The organism is Aerosakkonema sp. BLCC-F183 (assembly GCF_041929145.1).
Taxonomy (GTDB): domain Bacteria; phylum Cyanobacteriota; class Cyanobacteriia; order Cyanobacteriales; family Aerosakkonemataceae; genus Aerosakkonema.
Genome location: NZ_JBHFNU010000013.1, coordinates 1 through 20627, shown reverse-complemented (window position 1 = coordinate 20627; position 20627 = coordinate 1). Strand labels below are relative to the sequence as shown.

General features: G+C 44.5%; 16 protein-coding genes. 4 read left to right on the top strand and 12 right to left on the bottom strand.

Annotation, left to right across the window (positions count from 1 at the left end):
* Window positions 1-14: 14 nt before the first annotated feature.
* From ACE1CD_RS02105 to ACE1CD_RS02085, 5 genes are all read right to left on the bottom strand, one after another.
* A complete protein-coding gene (locus ACE1CD_RS02105; RefSeq protein ID WP_190465843.1) occupies window positions 15-368 on the bottom strand; it encodes an NIL domain-containing protein in 354 nt (117 codons plus the stop codon).
* Between the two features lie 257 nt (window positions 369-625).
* Complete coding sequence (gene cysW / locus ACE1CD_RS02100; RefSeq protein WP_374799264.1) at window positions 626-1507, bottom strand: sulfate ABC transporter permease subunit CysW; 882 nt, start codon at window positions 1505-1507, stop codon at window positions 626-628.
* The gene (gene cysT, locus ACE1CD_RS02095; RefSeq protein WP_374799266.1) at window positions 1497-2354 is read right to left on the bottom strand and encodes a sulfate ABC transporter permease subunit CysT; all 858 of its coding nucleotides are present in this window, start codon (window positions 2352-2354) and stop codon (window positions 1497-1499) included. Before cysT ends, cysW begins: the two co-directional genes overlap by 11 nt.
* A gap of 92 nt (window positions 2355-2446) precedes the next feature.
* Entirely contained in the window at window positions 2447-3010 is a 564-nt protein-coding gene (locus tag ACE1CD_RS02090) for an NIL domain-containing protein (RefSeq protein WP_374821229.1), read from the bottom strand.
* A gap of 86 nt (window positions 3011-3096) precedes the next feature.
* Complete coding sequence (locus ACE1CD_RS02085; RefSeq protein ID WP_374799270.1) at window positions 3097-4284, bottom strand: sulfate ABC transporter substrate-binding protein; 1188 nt, start codon at window positions 4282-4284, stop codon at window positions 3097-3099.
* A gap of 399 nt (window positions 4285-4683) precedes the next feature.
* Between ACE1CD_RS02085 and ACE1CD_RS02080 the strand changes: the two genes are divergently transcribed.
* The 3 genes from ACE1CD_RS02080 (at window position 4684) to ACE1CD_RS02070 (ending at window position 11848) form a co-directional block, all read left to right on the top strand.
* Window positions 4684-4917: a DUF4058 family protein gene (locus ACE1CD_RS02080; RefSeq protein ID WP_374821226.1), complete on the top strand. Its 234-nt coding sequence runs from the start codon at window positions 4684-4686 to the stop codon at window positions 4915-4917.
* Window positions 4918-4943: 26 nt separating this feature from the next.
* Window positions 4944-8336, top strand: a complete 3393-nt coding sequence (locus ACE1CD_RS02075; protein WP_374821223.1) for a response regulator — start codon at window positions 4944-4946, stop codon at window positions 8334-8336.
* A 101-nt stretch (window positions 8337-8437) separates the two neighbouring features.
* Window positions 8438-11848, top strand: coding sequence for an ATP-binding protein (locus tag ACE1CD_RS02070; protein ID WP_374821221.1), 3411 nt, complete (start codon window positions 8438-8440; stop codon window positions 11846-11848).
* Between the two features lie 15 nt (window positions 11849-11863).
* On the opposite strand, the gene ACE1CD_RS02065 is transcribed toward ACE1CD_RS02070, so the two are convergent.
* The 6 genes from ACE1CD_RS02065 to ACE1CD_RS02040 form a co-directional block, all read right to left on the bottom strand.
* Window positions 11864-12700 carry a hypothetical protein gene (locus tag ACE1CD_RS02065; RefSeq protein WP_374799278.1) on the bottom strand — a complete coding sequence of 279 codons (837 nt, stop codon included), beginning with the start codon at window positions 12698-12700 and terminating at the stop codon, window positions 11864-11866.
* Window positions 12700-13350 (bottom strand): helix-turn-helix domain-containing protein, encoded by a 651-nt coding sequence (locus ACE1CD_RS02060; RefSeq protein ID WP_374799280.1) that lies wholly within the window; start codon window positions 13348-13350, stop codon window positions 12700-12702. The genes ACE1CD_RS02065 and ACE1CD_RS02060 overlap by 1 nt, the downstream gene beginning before the upstream one ends.
* Window positions 13347-14144, bottom strand: a complete 798-nt coding sequence (locus ACE1CD_RS02055; protein WP_374799282.1) for a TIGR04255 family protein — start codon at window positions 14142-14144, stop codon at window positions 13347-13349. The genes ACE1CD_RS02060 and ACE1CD_RS02055 overlap by 4 nt, the downstream gene beginning before the upstream one ends.
* A gap of 283 nt (window positions 14145-14427) precedes the next feature.
* Window positions 14428-15183 carry an ABC transporter ATP-binding protein gene (locus ACE1CD_RS02050; RefSeq protein ID WP_374799284.1) on the bottom strand — a complete coding sequence of 252 codons (756 nt, stop codon included), beginning with the start codon at window positions 15181-15183 and terminating at the stop codon, window positions 14428-14430.
* A gap of 10 nt (window positions 15184-15193) precedes the next feature.
* Window positions 15194-16408 (bottom strand): ABC transporter permease, encoded by a 1215-nt coding sequence (locus tag ACE1CD_RS02045; RefSeq protein ID WP_374799286.1) that lies wholly within the window; start codon window positions 16406-16408, stop codon window positions 15194-15196.
* Between the two features lie 127 nt (window positions 16409-16535).
* Window positions 16536-18446, bottom strand: coding sequence for an efflux RND transporter periplasmic adaptor subunit (locus tag ACE1CD_RS02040; protein ID WP_374821218.1), 1911 nt, complete (start codon window positions 18444-18446; stop codon window positions 16536-16538).
* Window positions 18447-18804: 358 nt separating this feature from the next.
* Here ACE1CD_RS02040 and ACE1CD_RS02035 point away from each other — a divergent pair, with 358 nt between their 5' ends.
* Complete coding sequence (locus ACE1CD_RS02035; RefSeq protein WP_374799290.1) at window positions 18805-19686, top strand: tetratricopeptide repeat protein; 882 nt, start codon at window positions 18805-18807, stop codon at window positions 19684-19686.
* 98 nt (window positions 19687-19784) lie between these two features.
* Here the strand turns inward: ACE1CD_RS02035 and ACE1CD_RS02030 are convergent, their stop codons facing one another.
* Window positions 19785-20513 (bottom strand): sensor histidine kinase, encoded by a 729-nt coding sequence (locus ACE1CD_RS02030; RefSeq protein ID WP_374821215.1) that lies wholly within the window; start codon window positions 20511-20513, stop codon window positions 19785-19787.
* Window positions 20514-20627: the final 114 nt, after the last annotated feature.

Sequence of the window (20627 nt, the reverse complement as noted above, 5' to 3'; positions counted from 1 at the left end):
TAAAGTTCTATCAATCACCAACTTTCTTCTTGGAAGTTAGAATCATGCCAAACTTCTAGATCCAAGTCATTGATGTAAATTAAAGCGCTGCGAATTTGCCCAGAAGTACCTTTGAGTTCCAAGTCAAACCAGCCATCATCTCGTGCATTGGCTGAAAGTAATGCAGCGGCGATGTTGACTGTGACGCCGTGTTGAGAAATCAACTGTGAAATAATTGGTTCCTCATGATAATGTTTGGGGATGCGAACCCGAATCCTAACTTGTGTGTGTCTGTTGTCATCAGGAGAAGTAGGAAGGTCTAATTCCTTACTTAATGCAGAGGTATCAAATTGCTCTGATGGAATGTTGTTGCTGTTTTGAAGTACCATTTTTTACTCCGGATCTTTCAGGTTTATGGTATAAAGTCTTTGCTATGTTAAAGATGTGTACATAATAGGTTACGGCACGGCAAGTTAATTGTTGGTTGAAATTGTTAAACTTATGGGCCGTGCTTAATCCACCCTACGATTAGATAAATATCCTCCTGAATGGGTAAGAGGTAATTTCAGATTTCAAATTTTAGATTTCAGATGGAAAAAATAAATTTTAAATCCGAAATCTAAAATTTGAAATTAGTAAATTTGTCTCATTCAACTTCTTTAATTTTGGTTTTACGTTCCAAAATTTCTTTCAAAACCAACGTGACAAATGCCAAACCAGCAAGTAGTACGGCAGCAGAAAACGCTGCTTGAGTCTGGTATTGCTTGTAAGCTTCTTCTACAAACAGCGGCAAAGTTTGAGTTTTCCCGGCAATATTGCCAGATACAACCGAAACCGCACCAAACTCGCCCATGACTCTGGCGTTGGTCAAAATTACACCGTAAAGCAAACCCCAACTAATATTGGGTAGGGTGACGCGCCAGAATACTTGCCAGTCATTTGCACCCAAAGTTTTAGCGGCTTCTTCCTGTTCGGAACCAGCTTCTTCCAAAACGGGAATCACTTCGCGGGCGACAAAAGGCAGGGTGATAAATGAACTCGCCAGTACCATTGCAGGTGTGGCAAAAAGAATTTTAATGTCTAACGCTTGTAGGAGTGGGCCAAACCAACCATTGCGTCCGTAGAGAAGAACAATCATCAGTCCAGCTACAACTGGGGATACCGCAAATGGTATGTCTAAAAGACTAATTAGAAAGGTGCGACCGCGAAATTGATTGCGTGCAATTACCCAAGCTGCACACAATCCAAATATCGTGTTTACAGGCACGACAATCAGAGCAATTAATAGGGTCAGGTTTACGGCGTGGAGAAAGTGAGGTTCTGTGAGGTTGTTTAAAAAAGGGCCGACGCCTTGTTTAAATGCTTGTACAAAGACGTTAACGGCAGGAATAAACAAGATTAACGATAAGTAGGCGATCGCTACCACAATCAGAACTACTTTTACCCAGGTGCGTTCTTCTTTGGATGAAGAGGATGGGGAATCCTGGGAATTTGGCTGGAAAGAATGCCCTGCTAAATTAGAGTTCATAACGTCGCCCCCAAGCTTGTATAAGGTTAATTGCTAAGAGTATTAACAGTGAGATTCCCAACAGAACGACACCAATCACTGTTGCGCCAGAATAGTCGTATTGTTCCAATCTTTGAATAATCAGCACGGATGCGATTAAGTCTTTAAATGGAACGTTGGAAGCTACAATCACAACGGAACCGTATTCGCCAACAGCACGAGCAAATCCCAGGGCGACACCAGTTAAAAGTGCTGGCATCAACGGGGGTAAAACAACGCGCCAAAATGTTTGCCATTGAGATGCACCTAAAGACCAGGATGCTTCTTCAATTTCCTTTTCCATTTGTTGCATCACCGGCTGCAAAGTTCTGACTATAAATGGCAAGGAAATAAACAGCATTGCGACACCTACTCCTAAGCGAGTAAAGGCTACTTTTATTCCCAACGGTGCTAGCAGAGAACCGATCCAGCCGTTTTCGCTGTACACGGTTGCTAAAGTTAAACCAGCCACGGAAGTCGGTAAGGCAAAAGGTAAGTCGATCGCAGCTTCAACAAATCGCTTTAAGGGGAAATCGTACCTGACTAAAACCCATGCAATTAAAAAGCCAAATATTCCATTAATTGCTGCTGCAATCAAGGATGTCACAAAAGTAACGTCATAGGTAGCCAGCGCTACGGGAGCGGTCGCAATTCTCCAAAAGTTAATCGGACTTTCTGTACTCGCTTTTAATATCAGCGCCGATACGGGCAATATTAGCATTATGCTAAGATAACCCAATGTAATTCGCCACGGCCAGGAAAGTTTGCCTACCTGATACAGATAGTTTTTCCAAGCTGGAGTCGATGCGGGATGAACAGATACACTCATAAGTCTTTCTTTGCGGTTAATTGTCACTTGCGAATTGCTTGCAGATCGCGGTTTATTGTTGATTGTTTATTTCCAAACAATATAACTTTGAACTATGAGCAATTAATTTCCAAAATTTTTACATTTAGGTGCCAAAGGTAATCAAGAGCCGATTGAATTTGTTGAGGTGTGCCATATAATTCAAGAGCGACTAACCCATTTCCTATGTTACTCTTTTCGAGGATTGCCTCTGTAATATTGAATGTTAGACCATATTCGGAGGTTAGGCGGGAAATTACAGGTTCTTCTTGATAATTTTGAGGAATCTCTATTTTAATTCGCTGCGGTGTCGAGCTAACCGATTCCAACGGATGCTTTGGGATGTTCTGCCAACTGCTATCTGTTTGAGGGGCAAATTCAAACCACGCTTCGGGACAGAGGTTTTGTGGTTCTAAAAGATAAATGCGATCGTCGAGCCTGCTTTTGTCCCTCAGACTTTCCCGAATCATCCAAACAGGCCACAATAGCGTCAGCGCAAAGCTTTTTAACGGCATTTGCTGGCTTTGCAATTCTTTTGGCTCAACCTGTTTTTTGGAATTCTTCAGAAAAGCTAAATAGCAAAAAAAGCCAGAAAATGTGTAACTTATGGCTAGATAGCCGACGAAGATGGCAGTCACGGTCAGCTCCTTTTTTCAGCAAGCATTGAGTAGGGTGGGGGGAGTGGGGCGGAGATTCCTCTCCACGCTACACCCCAATTCAGTCATTATTTGCCAGACTGAATTTTGTCAAAAACTGCGCCATCATCAAAAAACTTCTTCTGGATTTCATCCCAACCACCTAAATCTTGTGCGGTGAAGAGAGTTTTGATTTTGGCAAATTGATTGGCTACTTCTTGTTCTACTGTGGAATCGACGGGTCGAAAGCCAACTTTGGTAAATTCTCGTTGCGCTTCTGGGGTGTACAAAAACTGGACAAATGCCTCTGCAACTGCTCTGGTGCCGTGTTTATCGACGTTTTTATCTACAACGGCAACCGGATTGTCGATCGAGATATTTACATCCGGTACAACGTAAGGAAGTTTTTCTCCATTTAACCCAGCCAGAATCACTTCGTTTTCATAGTTGATCAAGACATCTCCTTGAGCTTGTTTGAAAAAGGCATCGCTGGCTTCGCGAGCATCTCTGGGTAGAACGGGTACATTTTTGTAAACTTTGGTGACAAATTCTTCGGCTTTGGCTTCGTCTCCTCCAGTGCGCGTTACTGCACCCCACAAACCCAAGAAATTCCAGCGTGCGCCACCGGAAGTTTTGGGGTTAGCGGTAATCACTTTGACGCCATCTTTTGCTAAATCTGCCCAAGTTTGAATTCCTTTGGGATTCCCATCGCGAGTGACTAAGGCGGCGACGGATTTAGTGACGATCGCATTATTGGGAGCTTCGCTTTCCCATCCGGGTAAGATCAATCCAGCTTGCTCGACTTTTTTGGTATCCAGCGCTAAAGCTAACGCCACTACATCTGCTTCCAAACCATCAATTACCGCACGCGCTTGCGAACCAGACCCGCCGTAGCTTTGGTTGAAGGTCACATTTTGATTGTGTTCCTGTTTCCACTTGGCTGCGAACTGGGGAATTATTTTTTCGTAGGCGGCGCGGGTGACTGCGTAGGAAACGAGGGTCAGTTCGATGTCGCCAGATTTTGCAGCTGGGCTAGCTGCACCTGTCGATGTGGCGCTGGGGCTGGTATTGTTAGGAGAGCAGGATGCGATCGCGGCACTTATACTCACACCAACTAAGAATAAGGACACAAAGCCCTTTAGGGAACTAAACTTTAACTTGCCTCTCAACTGCTGTTTGCACCAATTTCCTGTGTACCTCCATAACTCAGCTGCTCGACGAGTCACCGGCTCAACTGCCGATAACCCTGGTTTTTTTCTACCCTGCCACAGACCCATCCCACGTTCTCCTTAGAATCTACGGTTAATTGCTAGGAATACCGTATTTAATGCTTATGACTTTACATCCTAACCAGGCTGCGGCAAAAACGCAATGGGTATTTTCAAAGGTTTGCGATCGGGCGCTGTCGCAGTTGGTCTGGTCGATTTGTGCGATCTTTCCGTTAAAAGAGCCAAAAACTTGTCAATGTAGGCGAAATGAGCTATTTATCGGGCAAAGGAGTCTGTTCTACGACCGTGTAGCGGAGCAACTATTTGTTAGACTGCATCATATACTACATCGATTAAAATTTAGCATCATTCGATCGAAGTAGAGATGCGATCGGAACCAGCTTTACTTTTTAGTTAAAGTGAAGTAAAAAACCCAACAAAATGATGAATCCTTAAGCTATAAGTCCTATGCCTAACCCATTTCCTGGAATGAACCCTTACTTGGAAGGGCCAGAATATTGGTCAGACTTCCACAATCAGTTGGTGGCTGCACTGGCTAGAGGGTTAATTCCGCAACTGATACCGAAACACCTTGGTCTGAGTCCGATGCTCTCAATAGACATCTTCAAAAATTCTTGTGGGGTAGGCATCCAGCCTGCCGAGAGAGATTCTTTTGTGGAGAGGTCTAATGTAATCCATTAATAAATGGAACGACTACCCTAATATCAATGCAACCTCTAAAATATATTGTTTCCAAAATTCCCAAAAAAATCCCGCTGCGCCAAGTCTTGCTTGTACCCTTTGCGATCCAAATATTCGGCGCAGTTGGGCTGACAGGGTATCTCTCATTTCGCAACGGACACAGAGCAGTTAATGACCTAGCAAGCCAACTGCACAACGAAGTAAGCGTCCGCATTCAGCAGAAAATCGCTAATTATTTGGATGCACCTCGTAAAGTGAATCAAATAAATATAAAGGCTATACGTAGCGGTTATTGGAGTATAGAGGACTTTGACAGCCAGAGAAAACAGTGCTGGGAGTTGGTGCAGATATTCTATCCTTCGGTAAATCTTTGTGGCTTTGGTAGCAATCAGGGGTTAAACACATCCGTTGAACGGGTAGGAAACGGTTTTTTACTGAACACAACGGACAAGGTTAGTGGCGACTTTCGTACTTATGCCCTAGATAATGGAGGGAATCCAACCAAACTGCTCAGTGCGGTCAAAAATTATGATGCTCGAAATAGACCCTGGTATATAGCTGCACAGCGAGCTGGCAAATCGGTGTGGAGCCCAGTTTTTCCACACTTTGTCAATAAAAAACTAATTATTTCTCTCTCTGAACCCGTCTATGACAAAACTAAAAAATTGCTGGGAGTAGTTTTTACTTACCGTACTCTCTCAGAAATATCTGAATTTCTCAAAGGCATCAAAGTCAGTAAGTCAGGACAAATTTTTGTGATCGATCGCTCTGGGTTGCTAGTAGCTTCCTCCGCTGATGAAAACGCCTCTAATATTGCTAATGACAGTCAAGAGGAACAACAATTGGCAATCAATAGTAGCAATCAATTAATTCGACTTACAGCACAACATTTAAAAAATCGCTTTGGCAAGGTTGCCAAAGCGAGATCGGAACAGCTTGAGTTTTTTATTGACGGTCAACGCCAGTTTGTACAAGTAACACCCTTACGGGACGACCAAGGATTGGACTGGTTAATTGTGGTGGTCGTTCCCGAAGCAGATTTTATGGAGCGCATTCACCAAAACACGCGCCATACTATCTTTTTATGCTTGGGTGCATTGGCAGTATCTACCGTGCTGGGAATCTTCACTTCACGCTGGATTACTCAACCGATTTACCAGTTAAGCGAAGCTTCTCGCACATTAGCGAAGCAAGCTGCTAATGCCAACCTTGCCAATGGAGAATTAGACAATTTTGTCAAAGTCAAAAGCATTGAGGAATTGGCAGTTTTAGCTGAATCTTTTAACCAAATGGCACGCCAGTTGAAAGAATCATTTGCCTCTTTGTCAGCTAAAAATGCAGACTTACAACGTTTGGATAGACTCAAAGACGAATTCCTTGCCAACACCTCCCACGAACTTCGCACTCCCCTCAACGGTATTATTGGTATTGCTGAATCTATCATTGATGGTGCAACTGGAGAAATATCTCCAACTACCCAAGCTAACCTCAACTTAATTGTCTCCAGCGGTCGCCGTTTGTCCAGCTTAGTTAATGACATTCTCGACTTTGCTAAACTCAGATACGAAAACCTAGAACTGCAACTCAAACCTGTAGATATCAGAGCAATTACCAATGTGGTGATCGCACTCAGTCAACCCCTAGCGAAAAGCAAAAATTTGGAACTTCTAAACGCGGTTCCTGAAGACTTCCCCAGCGCAGAAGCAGATGAAAATCGCCTCCAACAAATTCTCCACAATATCATCGGTAACGCCATCAAATTCACACATCATGGTAAGGTAGAAATATCCGCCAAAATAGTTAATAGCTATGAGCCATTAACAATCAAAAATCAACTATTAGCAATTACCGTTGCTGATACAGGAATTGGTATCGCAGAAGATAAACTCGATCGCATCTTTGAATCTTTTGAACAAGCTGAAGGATCTACGGCTAGAGAATATGGCGGTACGGGACTGGGATTAGCCGTGACGAAAGAACTGGTAGAATTACACGGCGGTGAAATTAGGGTGCAGTCTAAGTTAGGAGAAGGTTCGCAATTTACCTTTACCTTGGCCATCTCGCAGAACCAAGATCGATCGACTCAAGCAATTAGTGCAATTCGAGACAGCGAGACTTCTGAATTAGCTACTCTAATATCAATTCAAAACACTACTTCTGGCTCACCCAACAACAAACAATTTAAAGTTTTAATAGTTGATGATGAACCCGTAAATCGTCAGGTATTGGTTAACAATCTATCTTTGTACAATTACACGCTTACAGAAGCGAGTAACGGACAAGAAGCTTTGGAAATTATGGAAAAAGGCTTTATCCCGGACTTAATTTTACTCGATGTGATGATGCCGCGCATGACAGGTTATGAAGTAGCCCAAAAAATTCGCGATCGCTTTCCTGCTTCCGAACTCCCCATTGTGATGCTCACCGCCAAAAATCAAGTCACAGATATCGTGGAGGGATTTGAATCGGGAGCCAATGATTACCTGTCCAAGCCGGTTCAAAAGCAGGAAATGCTAGCTCGGATTAGAACCCATATTTCTCTGGCAAAACTGACTTTAGCTTATGGGCGATTTGTGCCGCGTAATTTTTTGAAATTTTTAGAAAAAGAAAGCATTATTGATGTTGAGATAGGCGATCAAGTCCAGCAAGAAATGACTATTTTGTTCTCTGACATTCGTTCCTTTACAACTTTGTCAGAAGCGATGACACCACCAGAGACTTTTAATTTTATCAATTCCTATTTAAGCGAAGTGAGTCCAATTATTCGCCAGCACAATGGCTTTATTGATAAATATATTGGCGATGCGATTATGGCGTTGTTTGCTAACTCAGCCTCGGATGCGGTGCAAGCATCTCTGATGATGCAGAAACAAGTCGCACTATATAACAAACATCGACAAGAACAAGGTTATGTTCCGATCTCGATCGGGATTGGTTTGCACACGGGAAATTTAATGTTGGGAACGATAGGCGAATCAGAAAGAATGGAAACAACAGTGATTGCCGATGCAGTTAATTTAGCTTCTCGCTTGGAAGGATTAACTAAGCATTATGGAGCCGGAATATTGGTGAGCGAATATACTATATCCGGTGCGGATCGATTTAAAAATTATCAAGATAGATTTCTCGATCGCGTGCGGGTGAAAGGGAAAAAAGAACCTGTCGCGATTTATGAAATCTATGATGAATCCCTGAGCTTATCCAATCAGTTAAAAATGCAGACGCGGACAATGTTCGAGCAAGCGACGATAGCTTATAATGAGCAACATATTGATACAGCACAACAAATATTTACAGAAATATTAGCTATCAACCCAGAAGATAAGGCGGCGATGCTTTATGTGAAACGCTGTCAGCACTATCAACTATATGGCGTTCCCGAAGGATGGGAAGGTGTGGCAGATTTGGATTTTAAGTAATATTCGGCTATCTCGATCTCATCCTTATTCCGAACTTCGACTAATTACCAGGTGTGCAACTATCTATCTAAATCATCCTTAAGTAAACCAACTGCTTCGCGATGCTCATATTAAAAGGCGCTTTATACAACATCTCCGGAAAAGTTCGTCTGCGAACGATGCTGGTGGTTCCCTTTTTCTTGCAAATCGTTGCTGCTGTAGGCTTAGTCGGCTACCTCTCCTTCCGCAACGGACAGCGAGCGATCGATGACCTGGCAACTCAGTTAAATAAAGAAATTGGTGTCCGCATCAATCAGCACGTTTCGGACTATCTCGATAAATCTTATAACGTTCTCGTACTCATTGAAGCCGGCGTGCAGAGTCGTAATTTACAGCTAGATAACTTTCCTGGATTGCGGCGCTATTTCTGGCAGGTGGTGCAAAAGGAAAAACTGGAAAGTTATATTTACTTTGGGAACGATCGAGGCGAGTTTGTCGGCGTCGAACGCATGGAAGATGGTAGCGCCGAACTCAGACTGCGGACAACTGCTACTGCACCGATTCGGGAGATTTATTTGTTAGACGAATTTGGCGGGAAACAAAAACTATTGAAGTCGGCGGAGTACGACCCCCGCACCCGCCCTTGGTATGAAGCGGCAAAACTTGCTGGCAAAGCCACTTGGAGTCCGATCTTTTCTTCCTTTTCTCGCGAAAATACTTCTCTGGTAGTTTCTCCTGTTCGCCCTATTTACGACTCTAATAATAAGCTTCTGGGAGTTTTATCAATCAACCTCAGTTTGAGACAAATTACAGATTTCCTCAAAAGTCTAAATATCAGTCCAAACGGGCAGAGTTTTATTATCGAGCGATCGGGCGAACTAATTGCTAGCTCAACTATTAGCCAGCCGTTCATTATCAAAGGTGAAGGGAAAGACCGGGAGATCGATCGCATTCCCGCAGATAACAGTCAAAATGAGATAGTAAGTTCTACTACTCGCTATTTAAAAGAACATTTTGGTGACTTCGCAGCGATAGATGGCAGTCAAAACCTCAAGTTTAAGATCGAAAATTCATGGCACTACGTTGAGGTCATGCCAATTCGGGATGGACGAGGTATCGATTGGCTAGCTGTCGTAGTTATCCCCGAATCCGACTTTATGGCGCAAATTTATGCCAATACCCGACATACCCTTTTGTTATGTAGCCTAGCATTGTTGTTGGCAATTATTGTTGGCATTCTCACCGCACGGTGGATTACCCGCCCAATGTTAAAAGTCTCTGTTGCCTCGGAAGAAATTGCCGCAGGTAAGTTAGAACAGCACATCGAACCTAGCAATATCATCGAAATTGAAAAGCTGACAAATTCATTTAATAGCATGGCAAAGCAACTCCAAGATTACTTTGCCGCTCTAGAAAAGCAAAATGAAGACTTAAAACATCTCGACCAACTCAAAAACGAATTCCTTGCCAACACATCCCACGAACTTCGCACTCCCCTCAACGGCATTATCGGGATCGCCGAATCTCTGATTGATGGTGCAACTGGAGAACTCCCACAAACTACACAAGCCAACCTGAATTTAATTGTATCGAGCGGTCGCCGTCTGTCCAATTTAATCAATGACATTCTCGACTTCTCCAAACTCAGACACAAGAATATCGAACTGCAACTCAAACCTGTAGACTTGCGATCGATTACCAATGTGATTCTTACCCTCAGTCAGCCGCTAGTTGCTCACAAAAATTTGAAATTGATCAATTCTATTCCGGCTGACTTTCCCCCCGCAGAAGCTGACGAAAATCGCTTGCAACAAATTTTGCATAATCTTGTCGGCAATGCGATTAAATTCACACCTGCTGGCACAGTGGAAGTCCTAGCAGAATTGGTGCCTTTTGAAAAGGTATTAGCCAGCGCTGACCGATCCCAAATCCCAAATGCCAAATGCAAAATTCAAATTACCGTTTCCGATACCGGGATTGGCATTCCTGAAGAGAAATTTGACCGGATATTTGAATCATTTGAACAAGCAGAAGGTTCTACGGCGAGAGATTATGGCGGAACGGGACTGGGATTGGCAGTCACGAAAAAATTGGTGCAATTGCATGGAGGTGAACTTAGCGTTAAGTCTAAAGTGGGAGAAGGTTCGCAATTTACATTTACTTTACCCATCTCCTCCATCGGTAAAGTGGAAATTTCAAGACCTGTTATTGCTATCAAAGACAACCAAAATATAGAGTTAACAACCTCAATACTCAGTCAACATTTAGAAGCGACGATTAATACTCAAAAACAGTTCAAAGTTTTGATCGTCGATGACGAACCGATTAATCGCCAGGTACTAATCAACAATCTTTCTCTGTACAATTACGCGATTACGGAAGCAAGTAACGGACAAGAAGCTTTGGCGGTAATGGAAGATGGTTTTATTCCTGACTTGATTTTACTAGATGTGATGATGCCACGGATGACGGGTTATGAAGTGGCGCAAAAAATACGCGATCGCTTTCCCGCCTACGAACTTCCCATTGTTATGCTCACTGCGAAAAATCAAGTCACAGATATCGTAGAAGGATTTGAATCGGGAGCCAATGATTATTTATCGAAGCCGATTCAAAAAAAAGAAATGTTAGCTCGCATCAAAACCCATATTTCTCTCGCCAAGTTGACTTCAGCTTACGGGCGATTTGTGCCGCGCAATTTTCTGAAATTTTTGGAGAAAGAAAGTATTATTGATGTTAGATTGGGCGACCAAGTACAGCAACAAATGACGGTAATGTTTTCTGATATTCGCTCCTTCACAACTTTATCGGAAGCGATGACGCCGCAAGAGACGTTTAATTTCATCAACTCTTATTTAAGTCGAGTCAGTCCGGCGATTCGCCAGCATAACGGCTTTATCGATAAATATATTGGCGATGCAATTATGGCATTATTTCCTGAATCTGCCAATGATGCGGTGCAAGCTGCGATCGCCATGCAAAAAGAAGTAGAAACTTACAACCAAGATCGGCAAAAAATGGGTTACCCACCGATTGCGATCGGCATTGGTTTGCACACAGGCAATTTAATGTTAGGAACGATTGGCGAATCAGAAAGAATGGAAACCACAGTAATTGCCGATGCGGTTAATTTAGCTTCTCGTTTGGAAGGATTGACCAAGCTTTACGGAGCGGGTATTTTAATCAGTCATAAAACCCTTTGTTGTCTGGATTATTATCAAGAACAACACTTCCGATTTTTGGATCGTGTGACAGTAAAAGGGAAAAAATCAGCCGTCGCCGTGTTTGAAGTGTATGAGGGAGATGAGCCAGAACAAAAGCGATTAAAGAGTCAAACTCAGGCGCGTTTTGAAGTAGCGGTATTTCTGTACTACCAAAAACAATTTGAAGAAGCGCAACAAATATTTCAGGAAGTTTTACAAGTCAATCCCCAAGATAAAGCGGCGAGCGTTTATATAAAACGATGCGAACATCATCGACTATATGGAGTACCGGAGGGGTGGGATGGAGTGGAAGCTATAGATGAGAAGTAATGAGGCGAGAGACCTTTACCCAGATAGGTGCTCGAGATCGAGAGGATCGCTTTCAACATAGTCTTTCGCTGTAATATCCTCTAGAGTAACCACTTGACCTTCAACAGATTTAAAGCGCCCTGACTCAGGAATTAGTTTCAACCACTGTTGAAGTAGTTTATCCCATTCCGTTCCCTGAAACTGAACTTGTTCTTCATGCCTAATAAACCAAAACATCAGTTGGATCTCAGAGTCATTCCAAGAAGGTGTTGCTCGTACTCTAATTTCACGTAGAGATCGAAGTGCCTCTCCCTCAGAGCTTGACTTGTGATGTTTTTCTCGAAATCGACTTTGGAGCTTTCCAGCACATTGCGTGAAGTCATCAGGAAAAGCAAAACGAACCCGTTTTCGTGCAAGTGCTTGACCGAGTGTTCTGACTTCTCGATCGCTTTGGCATCCAGATTGACGCTTCCAGAGAGCAACGACAGACTTTTCCAGCGTCATTACACGATCGAGATCGGCAACAAGGCCATGTTTTGCTGCCCCTGGAATAAATGCGTACTGAGGTCGTCTGCTTCGTTGAATCTCGTGCAAATCTTGTTCATCAACTTCCACAAGAGGAACCACTTCTACAAACGGACGAGAAGAACAGGGGCGCACAATATCGCACGTTTGCGTAACCACAACAAAGCCTCTGACCTCGATCTCGACAAGATCGAGATTGCTCGCTTCCGCTACAGCATCTAGCGATGCCTCTGTCAGAGGTCGCTGAGGATCGATGCGATAAACAAACCCTTGCTCGCCAAGTACAAAATCACCCTGACACCACTCTTTGAGAACAGCATCTACTTCCCGAACTAATTCTTCCTTCATTACTTGTTTTCAGGTTTGCGGCTTCTTACCGCTCGGACAGCTCGCGACCTTCCGACTTCGCGGTGAATGGGATCGTGAAGCGCATCAACCAACTCTTCTGGCTTCTGGGGTATACGCGATGCAATTGCATCTGGAGAGAGAGGTTGAAGCTGTGGTCTTTGAGGTGCATTACCAGAACCTATAAGCTGTTTCACCTCCTCATGCCGACCAGCCACCAGTAGATCGAGGGGTATTTTACCGTCACTGCTAGGACTCAGTAAAATACTGCGGTTGATACTTGCACTACCTCGGTTGATATATCGGATAGTACCCAACAGTCGATTGAGACTCTCTTCGTTAAAACGAGAAAGTGGCTGACCACTTGCCCAAAAGTGGAGACTTCTTCGTGAGACATTGAAGAGCCTAGCAAGTTGCTCCCATGTTAACCCACTTAGTTTTCTGAGTTCGTTGAGAGCGGTTCGAGTTGCTTCTGTAGAAGCTGTTGGTTGGGGAGACAAAGAAAGACCGCTTGTTGTTCGCTCCGAAACAATCAACAAATCCCAATCAGAAATTGGTTCAGTAGTGGTTGTTTCAGAAGGAGCCGGAAAAACTGGAACCGTAATAGGTCGATGACTCCCCAAATATTGCCTTTTGGTTAACAGACTATTCATGGCTCACCTCCAAAGCGCCGTAAAAAATCGTCAGTTACCGCCCATCGGAAGAAAGTATAGATTCGCTCGGCAAACCGCTCCATTTCACTCATAAGCGCTTCAGTACTGAATTCTTGCTGTTTCGAGATGGACATATCCAGATCTAGTACCCAACTAGGCTCAGCAATTGCCTCAATTGTTGCTATATCGATAGTTGTATCAGCAGGTAGAAGCCCCCACCGTGCGATCAACTGACCCTCTTCCTTTGGTAAGTTAAATAGAGACTCTGCGATCGTTTGGTGTAGGTAGTTCCCCAACTCTGTTGCGACAATACCAGCAATCTCCGATCGCACTAGCTTCGGGATATCTTTTGTGTCCGAACCTGTAAGTCGATCGATATATCGCAAGCCATATCTTTGAACGATTTGAGGTTTGATATGTACATCAAGCGCTATGAGTACATTCTCCAGTCGTTTTAGGAAATCGCTCCGACTTAAATACGAAATTGTCTCAAGCGCCACGAAGTCAGGTGCTAGCGATACCCGCCAGTTACCGTCAGCAGCCCTAAACCTCCAAATCGTAGTCAGTTCGGTCTGCTCTACCCCTTGAGAACCCAAGATAAAACCACGAGTCTGCTCCGGATCTAGAATAGGATAATTTTCTCGAATCGCTTCCTGAAAGGGAGCAACAAAGCTGCTGTCCTGAATCGAGAGAATAGGTGGGAAGCGCACTTGTGCAAGCACACGAATGAGAGGTGCTTCCTTTAAAGGAACCTCTCTAGGTGGCTGTGCGATGAGTGGGTTCGTGTTAACCAATGCTTTCCATCCTTTTTCTTTTCATGGAAGCTGTAAGTACCCCTACTCTGGGAATACTATCTAATCTTCCTTGGATCTACCATACACCAAAAGTGTGAAGTATAGTGTGAAGTTTGAGTAAGCTTTATCTAGAGGCTTCTGGTGTAATCGTGGCAGAAGCGATCGAACAAGGGTGGCGTAGCACACTGATGAATGCTGCTAGCGCTGGGCTTTAATGATACCTGCTGCCGCTGACTATACGCCAAGCCCTGAGTCAAACTATAACCATCGGCAAGTATCTTGGTTATATTGCCACATGGCCAATTTCATCTGGCTTCAGATGAGAATGCAGCACCTGTCCGTCGCGAAACCAAACAATCCGACGAGTTTGACGCGCTACATCAGGTTCGTGCGTCACCATCACAATGGTAATGCCGCTTTCATTCAATTCCGTAAAAATATCCATCACTTCCTGGGTGGTTTTGGAATCCAAAGCACCCGTCGGTTCATCTGCTAATAATAAAACCGGACGATTGACAATGGCGCGTGCGATCGCCACCCGTTGTTGCTGTCCTCCAGAAAGTTGATTCGGCTTATTGTTCAATCTATTTGCCAAGCCTACTTTTGTCAGCGCTTCCACAGCGCGATCGCGTCTTTCCCCAGCTTTCACACCCGCGTAAACCATCGGCAACATCACATTTTCTACCGCAGTCAATTGCGCTAACAGATGGAATTGTTGGAACACAAACCCCAACTTAAGATTGCGAATCTTTGCTAATTCAGCATCTCCCAATTGCGACACATCTACCTTATCCAAATAATAGTGACCGGAAGTAGGACGATCGAGACAGCCGATAATATTCATAACTGAAGATTTCCCCGATCCGGATGCTCCCATAATAGAGCAATATTCACCTTGCTCTACAATTAAACTGGCATCTCGGATCGCGTGTACTGTAGTTTCGCCTATACCGTAAACCTTAGTAATGTTTTCCAGACGAATAATTACAGGTTTAAATTCCGTATTCAATTCTTGATTTTGAGTTTGGATTTGTTGCATTTTTAATTGATTAAGCGCTTCTCAAAGCGACAATTGGATCTAGTTTAGCGGCGCGTCGTGCGGGTACAACACCAAAGAACAAACCGATACTACCAGAAACGCCTACAGCTATTGCGATCGCCACAGGTGAAATCCCAGCTTTCAAAGGGGTTACAGCACCAATTAACATGATACCGCTGACGCCAATAACAGTACCAACTATCCCACCAGCTGCTGACAAAATGATTGCCTCAATCATAAACTGAATCAGGATATCTTGCTGAGTAGCGCCGATCGCTTTCCGCAGTCCAATCTCGTGAGTGCGTTCTGTTACAGAAACCAGCATAATATTCATAACGCCAATCCCACCCACAAACAGCGATATAGCTGCGATCGCAGCCAGCATCAGGGTCAGCGCACCAGTAATAGTCCCGACAATTGTCAGCACATCTTTTTGAGTTCGGACAGTAAAATCATCTTCAGTAGTTATTTTGTGGCGCAATCGCAACAGATTGGAAATTTGAAATTGCGCTGCACCAATGCTATTGGAATCTTTAGCAGAAACCGAGATAAACGATATTTCCAAGCCATAGGGAGAAGTGCGCCCTATAATGCGGTTAGCGAGTGTGGTGACAGGGGTATAAACAGTGTCATCTTGATTGCTTCCCAAGAAAGAACCTTTCGGTTCCATCACGCCAATAACTTGAAAGCTAATATTTTTGATCCTGATTCTTTGGCCGATCGGATCTTTATTGCCAAACAGTTTTTTAACTACATCTGGCCCCAAAACAGCTACTTGCGTATTTGCCTTGACATCTTGCTGAGTAAAAAACCGCCCTTTCGCAACATTAAAGCTGCGTACTGGCAGAAATTCTGGCGTCACCCCCAGAATTTGAGTATTGGTATTTTTGTTGCTATAAGTAACAGCTTGTCTACTTTGAATTTGAGCAGCAACACCTTTGACGGAAGGAACTTGACGTGCGATCGCTTCTGCATCTTCCAGTACCAACGTCTTCGGAACATCGCGGTTTCTTTGCGCGTCCTGATTGCCGGGAATGATAAACAAAACGTTAGGGCCGAGTGATTCAAATTGCTCTGATGCTAACTTTTGGGCCCCCTGTCCAATGCCCACCATTGCAATTACTGAAGCGTTACCGATGATAATGCCTAACATGGTGAGACTGCTTCGCAATTTGTTTGCTACCAATGTCGTGGTAGCCATTTTAATGCTTTCTAAAATATCCATTGTTCGATTTTGGATTTTGGATTTTGGATTTTAGATTTTGAATTTTGAATTTTGAATTTTGGATTTTGAATTGTATATAGATCATTCTCCCCCACTCCCCCACTCCCCCACTCCCCCACTCCCCCGCTCACGCCTGCGGTCTCGGTCGGCATTCTTTCGGCAAATCGACGAAAATGCGATCGCCCTCCTTCAATCCTTCCAGAATCTGAGTTTGGTCTTCCTGGCTTGACCCAATTGTAACGGCGCGAAACTCGCATTTCTTCTCAGTACCGGGTACTTTCACCCCAGTCTGTCCGTTCTCGGTAACAATTGCGACCGTTGGCACCATGAGGGCGTTTTTCACTTCGTTGCCCAAGAACGTCAGATCGACGTTCATACCAGAACGCAATTCTTCAAGGCCAGTATCGAGAGCTACCCGTATTTGGAAAGATGTCACATTTTGATCGATCACAGCTTCCGGGGCAATTAGACGCACGCGACCTTTGAAAACCTTATCCGGATAAGCATCTGCCACAACTTCCACCGACTGTCCCTGTTTAATTTGTCCGATATCTACTTCCGGGACTTTCGCTAAAATTTCCAAACCTCTAGCGATCGCTACAATCGAGGTTGAAGTCGCCGAAGCTGTACTGGAGCCAGATGTTGCCGGTGCGACAAAAGCGCCAACGTTGGCATATTTCTGAGTAATCGTGCCATCAAACGGTGCGCGGACGATCGTATCTTCCAGCTGGACTTGCACCTGCTGCAATCGACCCTGAGCTTCTTTAACAGATGCTTCCGCTTGGGCAATATCTTCCGGACGCGAGCCATTCTGCAACAGTTCTAATGCTTGTCGCGCTTCTGCAACAGCTGCTTCTCGCTGAGCAATATCTTCCAGACGAGTACCATTTTGCAACAGTTCTAATGCTTTTCGCGCTTCTGCAACAGCTGCTTCTCGTTGAGCAATATCTTCGAGACGAGTGCCATTTTGCAACAGTTCTAATGCTTTTCGCGCTTCTGCAACAGCCGCTTGTCGCTGGGCAATTTCCTCGCGACGGGTGCCATTTTGGAGAAGTTCTAAAGCCTGTCGAGCTTCTGCAACAGCCGCTTGTCGCTGGGCAATTTCGGCTGGAGAAGTGCCATTTTGAACTTGTGCCAAACGGCGTTGAGCTTCTTCCACACTAGCTGTAGCCGTGCGGTAGTCGGTCAGCACTTCGTCAAAGCGATCGCGAGTAATTGCGCCCTGCTGTTGCAGATTTTGATAGCGATTGACTCGTTCCTTTGCTAAGTCTACCCGTGCTTGCGCTGATTCTACCTGCGCTTTGGCGGCGGCAATTTGTTGGGGATTGGCTGTTTGTACCGACGTTAGCTGAGCTTGGGCTTGCAAAAGACGCGATCGAGCTTGGGCGATTTCTTCCGGACGCGCCCCCGCACGGGCAGCTGCTAACTGCGCTTCGGCTTGGGCCAAACGCGATCGAGCTTGGGCAATTTCTTCCGGACGCGCCCCCGCACGGGCAGCTGCTAACTGCGCTTCGACTTGGGCCAGACGCGATCGAGCTTGGGCGATTTCTTCCGGACGCGCCCCCGCACGGGCAGCTGCTAACTGTGCTTGAGCTTGGGCCAAACGTGCTTTGGCTTGGGCAATTTCTTCTGGACGATTTCCCGCACGCGCTTTCGCTAAGCTAGCTTTCGCCTGTTCCCATCTTGCTTTGGCCTGTACGATCTGCGCGACAATATCTGCATCATCCATCCGAGCGACAATCTGCCCTTGCTTTACCTTATCTCCCTGTTCGACAAGTAGCTCGGCCACACGACCCGTCGCTTTGGGACTGAGGTTAACGGTTTGAAATGGCACTACTGTACCGCTGGCGGTGATTCGGAGCGTCAAGTTTTTTGATTCTACAGGTACGGTAAGTGCCGTAATATCAGAGTTTTTTGGTGTAGCTCGATTGAGGAATAAGTAAGCCCCACCAGAGGCAGTCAAAAGCGTCGCGGCTATTAACCCTATCATCCAGGGAGTCCGCCGATCGACTTTTTTGCCAATCAAGGGAATTTCCATATACAACTCTTGGGTAAAGATCTGCCTGTCGCCGTGGGGGTCGCCTGTTTGGGAGAAGCCGTCTAGTCTTTAATGACGAAATATTTGCGTAAGTGTGAATAAATTTGCGTAGAGGTACGCTTAATTCTTCATGTTTCTTAATGTTAACCGTTAAAGTGCCGTAAAGACATCACCCAGTCGGGTATCCATCGACGCCATCGCTCTCGGTTGTTATAACTGTTAAATTCATCAAGAATAATGCCCGGTCGGGACTCAACAGGAACTAATTTGTCTGGGGAGAACACAAACTTGTCCGTCAGAATGGAATGCAGTATGGTTGAAGTGAGTTAAAGATATCTTCTGACTTAGAGGCTGTACTGTGCCTAGCAATCGTAAACCCTGGTTTTATTTTCTGCTTATATTTGGTATGTGGAGTGTGGCTGGCCCAGTTTCTGGACAGGCACTCGTACCCCACACGCTGCAACTCGATTCGGCTCAGCTGGAGCAGCAGGGCATCAGTCTAGCACAAGAAGCTGCACAATTAGCACAATTCCAACAATACGAAGTAGCTTTGTCGCGAGCAAGACTGGCAACGCAGCTAGCTCCCAAAAATTATCAAGCTTGGTTCCTCTTAGGCGGCTTGTATTTGCAAACAGATCAGGCGGACAAAGGAATTGACGCCTTACGACAGGCAAGGTCTCTCAAACCTGACGAACCATCAATTTTGTTCGCGATGGGGTCGGCTTATTTTCAACAAGAGAAGTACCAAGACGCGATCGCTTCCCTGCAAGAAGGTTTGAAGCTCAAACCTGACTCAGCAGAAGCTTTATTCGACTTAGGCAACTCTTATTATCGCTTAAAGAAGTTTCCCGATGCGATCGCCCAGTATCAAAAAGCAGTCTCATCTGATGCCAAATTCTGGCCTGCAATTAACAACATCGGATTGATTAAATACGAACAGGGCGATGTGCAAGGAGCGATTAAACAGTGGGAAGCAGCGCTGGCTATTGAAAAAGAAGCGGCAGAACCCAGACTGGCTATAGCTGTCGCGCTTTATGCTAAAGGCGATCGCGAACAAGGTTTGGCAATGGGAGAAGCAGCTCTGAAAACGGACGATCGCTATGGGGATGTAGAGTTTTTGAAAGAAAATCTTTGGGGAGAACGTCTAATTAAAGATACGCAAAAACTTTTAGAAACCCCCAGAATTCAAGCTACTCTGGCTCAAAGTCAAAGTCAACCAGAGCAAAAACCCTCTAATTAAGGGTGAGGGCGTCGGGGTTAGGGAATAGGAAGAAATTCATAATTTTGACTTTTGACTTTTGACTTTTGACTTTTGACTTTTGACTTTCCCTAGCCCAATTAACTTGCTTTTAATTGTACGCGATCGCTCTGCCGCACAGGAATATCAATTAAAAACTCCGCTCCCTCTCCCGGCTTAGATAAACACTGGATTTTGCCGCCGTGTTTTTCTACAATAATTTGATAACTGATAGCTAATCCCAAACCAGTACCTTTACCTGGCTCTTTAGTAGTAAAAAATGGGTAAAATATTTGCGCTTTTATGCTGTTGTTCATACCAGGCCCATTATCTTTTATCCCAATCCGCACCCAATCCCGATTCAGAACGGACGTACTAATCCAGATACAAGGCGAGAGATATGGAACAGGGGTTTCTTTCCTCTGTTCCTGAAGTGCATCAATGGCATTCGTCAACAAGTTCATAAATACCTGATTTAGTTGTCCGGCATAACATTCTACAAAAGGCAGATCTCCATAATCTTTGATAATTTCTATAGCTGGTCGATCGGGTCTAGCTTTGAGACGATTTTGCAAAATTATTAACGTGCTATCGATACCTTCATGAATATTGACCTGTTTCATTTCCGCTTCGTCAACTCGCGAGAAGTTTCGCAACGTCAAAACAATTTGCCGAATGCGTTCTGAGCCAAATCTCATGGAAGACAAAATTTTGGGTAAATCTTCGCTCAAAAAATCGAGATCGTTTTCTGCAATGAAAGCTTGAATTTGCGGATCGGGAGCGGGATAGCACTGTTGATAAAGTCTGACGGGGCGACAACTATAGCTCAAAGGTAGACTGGATAAGCATTTCGGCGCGATGACCTCGTTGATAATAAGGTAATTTATGAGGACTTAAAGACATTAATTTAGCAGTTTGTTCACTAAATAAATCTAGAGATTCCA